The sequence below is a fragment of the Desulfobacter sp. UBA2225 genome (assembly GCF_002348205.1).
Taxonomy (GTDB): Bacteria; Desulfobacterota; Desulfobacteria; order Desulfobacterales; family Desulfobacteraceae; genus Desulfobacter; species Desulfobacter postgatei.
Genome location: NZ_DDYV01000318.1, coordinates 1 through 7,859 on the forward strand (window position 1 = coordinate 1; position 7,859 = coordinate 7,859).

9 protein-coding genes are annotated in these 7,859 nt (G+C 45.6%); 3 read left to right on the top strand and 6 right to left on the bottom strand.

The features are described from left to right. Window positions 1–1,153: PhoH family protein (locus B3D59_RS16495; RefSeq protein ID WP_286822223.1), on the top strand; the 1,153-nt coding region annotated here is incomplete at its 5' end. 266 nt (window positions 1,154–1,419) lie between these two features. On the opposite strand, the gene rpmB is transcribed toward B3D59_RS16495, so the two are convergent. The 6 genes from rpmB to aroB form a co-directional block, all read right to left on the bottom strand. Further along, window positions 1,420–1,614 (bottom strand): 50S ribosomal protein L28, encoded by a 195-nt coding sequence (gene rpmB / locus B3D59_RS16500; protein ID WP_004070591.1) that lies wholly within the window; start codon window positions 1,612–1,614, stop codon window positions 1,420–1,422. Window positions 1,615–1,695: 81 nt separating this feature from the next. Continuing rightward, window positions 1,696–2,367 (bottom strand): outer membrane protein assembly factor BamD, encoded by a 672-nt coding sequence (locus B3D59_RS16505; protein WP_286822224.1) that lies wholly within the window; start codon window positions 2,365–2,367, stop codon window positions 1,696–1,698. 2 nt (window positions 2,368–2,369) lie between these two features. Next, window positions 2,370–3,284: a thioredoxin-disulfide reductase gene (trxB, locus tag B3D59_RS16510; RefSeq protein ID WP_286822225.1), complete on the bottom strand. Its 915-nt coding sequence runs from the start codon at window positions 3,282–3,284 to the stop codon at window positions 2,370–2,372. Between the two features lie 11 nt (window positions 3,285–3,295). Continuing rightward, window positions 3,296–3,622: a thioredoxin gene (gene trxA / locus B3D59_RS16515; RefSeq protein ID WP_286822227.1), complete on the bottom strand. Its 327-nt coding sequence runs from the start codon at window positions 3,620–3,622 to the stop codon at window positions 3,296–3,298. A gap of 387 nt (window positions 3,623–4,009) precedes the next feature. Beyond that, window positions 4,010–4,585: a rubrerythrin gene (gene rbr, locus B3D59_RS16520; RefSeq protein WP_286822228.1), complete on the bottom strand. Its 576-nt coding sequence runs from the start codon at window positions 4,583–4,585 to the stop codon at window positions 4,010–4,012. Window positions 4,586–4,659: 74 nt separating this feature from the next. Beyond that, window positions 4,660–5,697, bottom strand: coding sequence for a 3-dehydroquinate synthase (aroB, locus tag B3D59_RS16525; RefSeq protein ID WP_286822229.1), 1,038 nt, complete (start codon window positions 5,695–5,697; stop codon window positions 4,660–4,662). Window positions 5,698–5,908: 211 nt separating this feature from the next. Here aroB and B3D59_RS16530 point away from each other — a divergent pair, with 211 nt between their 5' ends. Both B3D59_RS16530 and B3D59_RS16535 read left to right on the top strand, forming a co-directional pair. Continuing rightward, window positions 5,909–6,559 (top strand): response regulator, encoded by a 651-nt coding sequence (locus tag B3D59_RS16530; RefSeq protein ID WP_286822231.1) that lies wholly within the window; start codon window positions 5,909–5,911, stop codon window positions 6,557–6,559. Window positions 6,560–6,595: 36 nt separating this feature from the next. Continuing rightward, window positions 6,596–7,756, top strand: coding sequence for a hybrid sensor histidine kinase/response regulator (locus B3D59_RS16535; RefSeq protein WP_286822232.1), 1,161 nt, complete (start codon window positions 6,596–6,598; stop codon window positions 7,754–7,756). The last annotated feature ends 103 nt before the right edge of the window (window positions 7,757–7,859 follow it).

Below are 7,859 nucleotides of genomic sequence, written 5' to 3' on the forward strand. Positions count from 1 at the left end.
GACCCTGGATGCTTTGTCCTGTGATACGGTGCTCAACGGCGGGGCGCCCATTGATAACGGAGAAGGCACTATTGCCATCCGCCTGGATACTCCCCTGGATCCCATAATTAAAAATAATTTTAATGAAATCACCCCGGATGTCAGAATTATAAATATTGCCTATTCCATTGCCAAAGAAAATGGTTTTAAAAATGTTGTTTTTGTAACCAAGGACGTGAACTTGCGCCTGAAAGCCCGGTCCATTGGTTTAAAAACTGAAAATTACAACTCCCAGTTTGTTGAAAACATCTCCGAGATGTACACCGGTATGAAGGTGGTGAATAACATCAGCTCCCAGGTACTGAGCGACCTGTATCAGAAGCCCTATGAAACCCAAACCGCAAGCCTGGGCCAGGATGTTGCTTTTTTTGCCAATGAACATGTGATACTGAAAAACGGATCCAAATCAGCCCTGGCCTATTTTGACGGCGCAAGTCAGACCGTCAAATTGATTCAACCCAGAACATGCTACGGCATCAAACCGCGGAATTCGGAGCAGACATTTGCCCTGAATGCCATGCTTAATCCGGATATATCCCTTGTTACCATTTCCGGCAAAGCCGGTACCGGAAAAACCCTGCTGGCCCTGGCCGCCGCCCTGGCTAAAAAGCAGTTTTACCGCCAGATTTTCATTGCCCGGCCTGTGGTTCCGCTGAGCAACAAAGATTTAGGGTTTCTTCCCGGCGATGTGGCTTCCAAGCTGGACCCCTATATGCAACCCCTGTATGACAACCTCTCTGTTATACAGAATCAATGTAATGAAAATGGTTCCAACGGAAAAAATATCAAGGAGTTAATAGAAGAGGAAAAGATCGTTATCACACCGATTTCATATATCCGGGGCCGATCTATTGTACGGGTGTTTTTTATCGTGGATGAGGCCCAGAACTTGACGCCCCATGAGGTAAAAACCATCATCACCCGGGCAGGGGAGGGTACAAAAATTGTTTTTACAGGGGATATATTCCAGATAGACCACCCCTATCTGGATACCCAAACCAATGGCCTTGCCTATATCATAGAAAAGATGAAAGGGCAGAATATTTATGCCCACATCAATCTTGAGAAAGGTGAGCGTTCTGAATTGGCCGAGTTAGCTTCAAAAATATTATAGACCAAGTTCGAACAACAAAATTCCGGTATGCTTTCGCATACCGGAATTTACTGATAATATTTTTAATTCTATAAAATATAAAAGGGTAATATTTTATCAGCCCTAATAGCGAAATTTTTATTTAGTTCTGAGTAGGAAGCCGTGTTTGTACAAAAAGTTGCCCAGATGTAAGGCGCATAAAAATTTGTAACCGGAGCAACCTGGAAGGTTGTGAGGATTGCAAATTTTTATGCAACACCGCAGATGGGTGACTTTTTGTTCAAACACTAAGAGGCTTTGGTAACTTTTCCTGCCTTGATGCAGGAGGTGCATACATCAATTTTTCTGACGCAACCCGGCTTAATCACCGCACGAACTCTCTGGAGATTGGGATTGAAGCGCCTTTTATTGAGATTATGGGCATGGCTGACATTGTTGCCGACCATTGGTCTTTTTCCACAGATGGCACATTCTTTTGACATATTTATACTCCTAATAAAATCGCTCTATCAAAATTAAAACCCAAAATGAATACAACAGATTAAAATAAAAGTAAAGGCTTTTTATTTTTCGTCGTTGTCGGATTCGACTGCTTTAATGTGTTCAGACACCCCGGGAATTTTTTCAAGGGCGATCCGGCTTTGATCTGTCCCTGCATAGTTTTCTACAATATACTGGTAACGTTTAAGCGCAGCCTCGTATTTTTCTGTTTTATTATAAAAATTAGCGACGTAGAGCTCATGACCGGCCATATTATCGATGCAGGCGTCAATATGCGCCAGAGCCTCCTGGCTGTGCTCATCTTCCGGGAATAACCGGATCAGCCTTTCAAACTCAGCCATGGCCTTTTTTGCAGGCGTTTCATCCCTGTCGATGGTATCTATCTGATTAAACCAGCACATGGCGATTTGATTGATGATATAGGGCACGGCCTCATTTTTGGGATGCATTTTCTCAAAGTTTTCATAGGCAGCAATAGCCTCGGGATATTCTTCAAGATGAAAATGGGCATCGGCAATCTTCAATTCCGCCAGAATGGCAAACTTACTAAACGGATACCAGTCTTTCAGATCGGTATACGCCTTGATCGCATCTTCGTAATCCGCATTCATAAATGAAGCGGCGCCTTCTGCTGCCAACTGCTGGGCGTTTTTGTTCATCTGATGTTTTTCTTCTAAGATGGAACACCCTGACAGTAGAAAAAAGACCAGGCCTGCAATGAAAAATTTTTTCATTTTTATAAGTTCTCTACATAATGCTCTGCACTGACCGCAGCTATAGCGCCATCTCCCACAGCCGTTGCAATCTGGCGCAAAGGCGTATCCCTGACATCGCCGATGGCGAACACACCGGGTACGTTGGTCTGCATTTTTGTGTCCACAACAATAAACCCGCTTTCATCGGTCTTCACATCACCTTTTATAAATTCGGTGTTGGGCAGAATACCGATCCAGATAAAGCAGCCGTTCGCTTCAATTTGGGACTCATTGCCGGTTTTTAAATTTTTGACATGAACTTTTTCAACGCCGAAAAATCCATCCATACCCGTCACTACACTATCCCAGAGGAATTCAATTTTGTCGTTGGCAAAAGCTCTTTCCTGAAGAATCTTGGTGGCCCGAAGTTCATCCCTGCGATGAACCACATACACTTTTTTAGCAAATTTGGTAAGGAAAATGGATTCCTGAATCGCTGTATCCCCGCCGCCTACGGCAACCAGCACCTTGTCCCGGAAAAAAGGCCCGTCACAGGTGGCGCAAAAGGAGACTCCTTTACCCATGAACTTCTCCTCGCCGATTCCGGGTTTTTTGGGCGATGCGCCCGAGGCTATGATCAGGGATTTGGTTTTGATGCGTTTTTCCTTGAAAATAACTTCCCTGATCGTTCCGGAAAGATCAAGCCCATGAACCTCTGCGGTTTCAATGTTTAAACCCATGCTCAACGCCTGCTCTTTTATTTTTTCTGCCAGGTCATATCCGGAAATACCTTCGGGGAATCCGGGATAATTTTCAATCCAGTCCGTTACAAGGATCTGCCCCCCGGGCACCGCCTTTTCAATCAGTAAAACATTCATCCGAGCCCGGGCCGCATACAGTCCTGCGGTCAGACCGGCCGGCCCGGCACCGATGATCACCAGATCATATTCACTCATTGAAAATCTCCTTAAAGAACCCGTTTGATGGCCTCTTCAAGTTTTTCCTTTGCGACCATGCCGGTAATCTTATTGACGACCGCTCCATCCTTAAAAAAGATAAGGGTTGGTATGGCCTGTACATTATGTTTGCTGGGGCTTATGGGGTTGTCGTCAACGTTGACCTTGGCAATGGTTATCTGATCACCAAATTCATTGGCTAATGCTTCAAGGGTAGGGCCAATGGCTTTGCACGGACCGCACCAGGGTGCCCAGAAATCGACCATAATCGGCTTGTCAGAAGTTTTTAACAATTCGTCGAAATCTTCATCATTGAGATGAATAATATTTTCCGCCATAGCTATTTCCTATTTTTAGGTTAAAATTGTCGTAACTATAAGTTCATAATCGGGTTTTGTCAATTTGGGACGTCAAAAATCAGCATTGCTGTTTATAAGAAAATAGAGACAAGAAATTAGAAACAAGAGGGCGAAGCGCCTGCGGCGCCCATTTTAACTTCGAAATTATAGGTCTCTTTAGTTTCATAGTTTGTTGTGGGTTCTCGGCCCATGGAGGTTATAATAGGGGATGCGCCTTGTCCAGCACAAGAACAAAGCGCATTCCTAATTTAGTGCCTTACTCCTCAGTTTCTGCCACAAAAAACAAGAAAATGTACAATCCCTTTCTTCTTGTTTCTATTTTCCAGTCTCTATTTTCTGCGGCTCAGCCGCCTTAGAAATTTTCGATTACCAGTTTTCACCCAGGAGCTCAAAATGAGCCTGGGGGTGGTCACAGGCCGGGCACATTTCAACGGCTTCAGTCCCTTCATGCAGATAACCGCAGTTTCGACACCGCCAAGTGATCGGGGCATCTTTTTTGAAAACCGTGCCTGCCTCAATATTGGCTGCCAGGTCGTTGTATCTTTTTTCATGCTGTTTTTCAGCAACAGACACCATGTCAAAAACCTTGGCAATGTGATCAAAACCCTCTTCCCTGGCAATGGCGGCAAACTCTGGATACATATGGGACCACTCTTCATTTTCTCCGGCCGCAGCCGCTTTCAGATTCTCCAGTGTCCTGCCAATGACACCGGCAGGAAAGGTCCCGGTAATCTCGACCTCCCCACCTTCAAGAAATTTAAAAAAGCGCTTTGCATGCTCTTTTTCCTGATCGGCAGTTTCGGCAAAAATTGCAGAAATCTGGACATATCCGTCCTTTTTAGCCTGGCTGGCAAAATAGGTGTAGCGCATTCTTGCCTGGGATTCACCGGCAAAGGCGGTGAGCAGGTTCTTTTCTGTTCTGGTTCCTTTAAGACTTGCCATAATTTCAATCTCCTTCATTCCTTGTTTATATGCGGTGAGTTACCGCAACCAAAGTTACTCTTTTTTAACGAATATCAGGCAAAATAGCCACGAATAAAAACGTTTAGGTCATCATAGCTGATCTTTTCCACCCTGGCCTGTCCGATCTGTCCAAGAAAAACAAAAAAGAGATTATGGCCTTGTTTTTTCTTATCCCTGGATGCCGCCTCAATGATTTGTTCCGGGGGAAAATCAAAGGTAACAGGCAGCCCAAGTCCTAAGAGCAGATCCTTGATTCGGTCCACATTCCCTTGATTGATGTACCCTCTTTGTTGGGAAAATTGTGCTGCCGCGACCATTCCTGCGGCAACCGCACGGCCATGGCCGCAGGGATTCAATTTTTCAAACGCATGCCCGATGGTGTGACCGAAGTTAAGCTTGCGGCGTTCTCCGGCCTCCCGTTCATCTGCCTGGACCACACGGGATTTAATGGCCACTGAGTCCGCAACCATCCTAAAAATCGCTTCTCTATCCCGGTTCAGGGCTTTATCCCGGTTGTTTTCGACAAATTCCAGAAGGTGGCGATCCTTGATCAGTCCATGTTTGACAATCTCGGCCAGGCCGTTGGAGATTTCTCCGTCCGGCAAAGTGGAGAGCATGTCGATGTCACACAGCACAAATTGGGGTTGGCTGAAGACCCCCACCATATTCTTAAAGGCATCCAGATTGACGCCGTTTTTGCCTCCGACGCTGGCATCCACCTGGGAAAGAAGAGAGGTTGAAACAAAGCCGAAACGGATGCCTCTTAGAAATACAGACGCCACAAAACCGGCAATGTCACAGACAATGCCCCCGCCGATAGCCAGCAAAAAACTTGACCTGTCGCATCCGGCCTTAATCATTTCCCGCAGAATATATTCTACCGTAGCAAGGGTTTTTATCTTTTCCCCGGTTCCGATGGTGATCACATGACCGGCAGGAAATGATGCTCCGTAATGCTTGAGGATGTTTTCATCGGTAACAATAACTACAGGACCCTGATCCGGCAGGTAATCTCCTACACGGGACAAGGATTCTCCCACATGGATGGCAGATGTTCCCTGCCGGCCTTCAACTGTAAAGGTTTGAATCATATTTTTTGCCTTGGGAAATGCTCTGGTTGGTATTCATTTTCTTCAGTTAATATTATTTTTACTTCCGTACGTTTTAACAAGATTCACGGGCATGGGCAAACTAAAAAAAACTGCAGGCCCAACCGCAGCTTTTTAGTGCAAAGATAATTTAATTAATATTTGATTTTAATCAATCTTCAATATAAACTTTAATAAAATATTTTGGAGCCATATGCAGTTAAAAGTTCTTATAGCTGACGACCATGCCATTATTCGGGAGGGGTTAAGAAGCCTTCTGGAAAACAAGGGTATACAGGTCCTGGATATTGCAAAGAACGGCAGAGAAGCGGTTGAAAAGGCAATCATCCTTAAGCCTGATATTGTAATGATGGACATCTCCATGCCTGACCTTAATGGTGTGGAAGCTACAGCCAAGATCAGGAAAGCGGTTCCCCATACCAGGGTGATCGCGCTGTCTATGCATTCAAGTAAAACGATCGTTGATAAAATGTTTGATTCGGGCGCTTCCGGCTATATTCTTAAGGAGTCTGCCTTTGATGAAATCTATGATGCCATCCAGGAAGTTCTCCGTACAAATTTTTACCTGACACCCGCCATTGCCAGAATGTGTAGCAACGACCTGGGTAAGGATCTCAGCGCATGGGAGGCACAACCCCAATTCAATAAAATTTCCCGGAAGGAACGGGAGGTCCTTCAATTGATTGCTGAAGGTAAAAAAACCAGAGATATTGCCGAGACACTGGGTGTAAGTATTAAGACCGTGGAGACCCACCGAAGAAATATTATGAAAAAACTCAATATTTTCTCAGTGGCCGGATTAACCAAGTATGCCATCCTTGAAGGCATCATCGACCTTGAATAGACACCGGCAAGGACGATACACCAGGATACGGACTGAATGGAACATATTACGACTGCAACCCAGTTTGAAAAAACAGATGCTGTGGAGGCGCTTGCCAACGGCATTGCCCATGACGTAAACAATCTGTTGACCGCCATCAAGGGGCATGCCTCTCTGATGCTGAATAATGTGAATCCCACAGACCCGCTCTACGGCCATATTATTGAAATTTTGTCCAGCGTTGACAAGGGTTCTGATCTTGCAACCCAACTGCTTGGCTTTGCCATGGCCGATGAGGTCTATTTAACACGCATGGATGTCAACAGGCTGGTTCGGTCTGTGGTGGAAACCCTTAATATGAAGGGACTCCGGATCATCCTGGATGTAAGTCTGCATGCCAAGCCTTTAATTATCAAAGGCGATCCTGAAAAAATTAAACAGGTGGTCACCGCCATAGTCAATAATGCATTGCAGGCCATGCCCGAAGGGGGCAAACTTTCCGTACGCACGGAAGCTGCCGCAATTCTTAATGGTACGGCAGACGCCTTTGGATTGGAATCCGGTTTTTTTTGTAAAATTACCATATCCGATACCGGTATCGGCATGGACAGCGCCACCCTGGAGAAAATATTCAAAGCCTTTTATTCCCACAAACATAACCAGTTCCCGGAAAAAAAGGGGCTGGGTCTTACTTTTGCCAAGAAAATTGTAAGACATCACAAGGGCGTCATTGATGTATGGAGCTCTTTAAATGTCGGTTCTTCTTTTTCCGTTATTCTGCCCCTGGCAGAGGACAACCACCACATAGATGACCTGCCGTCTGCCCAGGAAGAACTGAAGCTTGGCCATGAGTGCGTGCTTCTGGTAGATGATGAACAGCGCATTCTCAACGTTGGACGTACAATATGCAAGGCCTTGGGCTATACGGTTTTCACAGCGGCTTCCGGCAAGGAGGCCTTGAAAATCTACGCAGAGAAAAAGAACGACATAAATATTGTGATTCTGGATATGATCATGCCGGGCATGGATGGCGGGGAAACCTTCGATCGATTGAAAGACCACGATCCACACGTCAAGGTGCTGCTTTCCAGCGGATACAGCATCAATGGCGAGGCGACCCAGATCCTGCAGCGCGGCTGCAACGGTTTCATTCAGAAACCATTCAATCTTCTGGAATTGTCCCAGAAGATCAGGGAGATCATCGATGCATCCGATTAGTCAGCCCGAGTTGGATCGGTGTCCCATAAAGTAAAAGCCCTTGGGGAATCCAAGGGCTTTTGGGTTCTGTTGGTGGCGATGCAGGGACTTGAACCCCGGACAC

Bases quoted from the DNA above. Each gene is read 5' to 3' on its own strand.
- rbr (WP_286822228.1), bottom strand. From the start codon at position 4,585: ATGGCAAGTCTTAAAGGAACCAGAACAGAAAAGAACCTGCTCACCGCC.
- B3D59_RS16530 (WP_286822231.1), top strand. From the start codon at position 5,909: ATGCAGTTAAAAGTTCTTATAGCTGACGACCATGCCATTATTCGGGAG.
- B3D59_RS16505 (WP_286822224.1), bottom strand. From the start codon at position 2,367: ATGAAAAAATTTTTCATTGCAGGCCTGGTCTTTTTTCTACTGTCAGGG.
- trxB (WP_286822225.1), bottom strand. From the start codon at position 3,284: ATGAGTGAATATGATCTGGTGATCATCGGTGCCGGGCCGGCCGGTCTG.
- B3D59_RS16535 (WP_286822232.1), top strand. From the start codon at position 6,596: ATGGAACATATTACGACTGCAACCCAGTTTGAAAAAACAGATGCTGTG.
- aroB (WP_286822229.1), bottom strand. From the start codon at position 5,697: ATGATTCAAACCTTTACAGTTGAAGGCCGGCAGGGAACATCTGCCATC.
- rpmB (WP_004070591.1), bottom strand. From the start codon at position 1,614: ATGTCAAAAGAATGTGCCATCTGTGGAAAAAGACCAATGGTCGGCAAC.
- trxA (WP_286822227.1), bottom strand. From the start codon at position 3,622: ATGGCGGAAAATATTATTCATCTCAATGATGAAGATTTCGACGAATTG.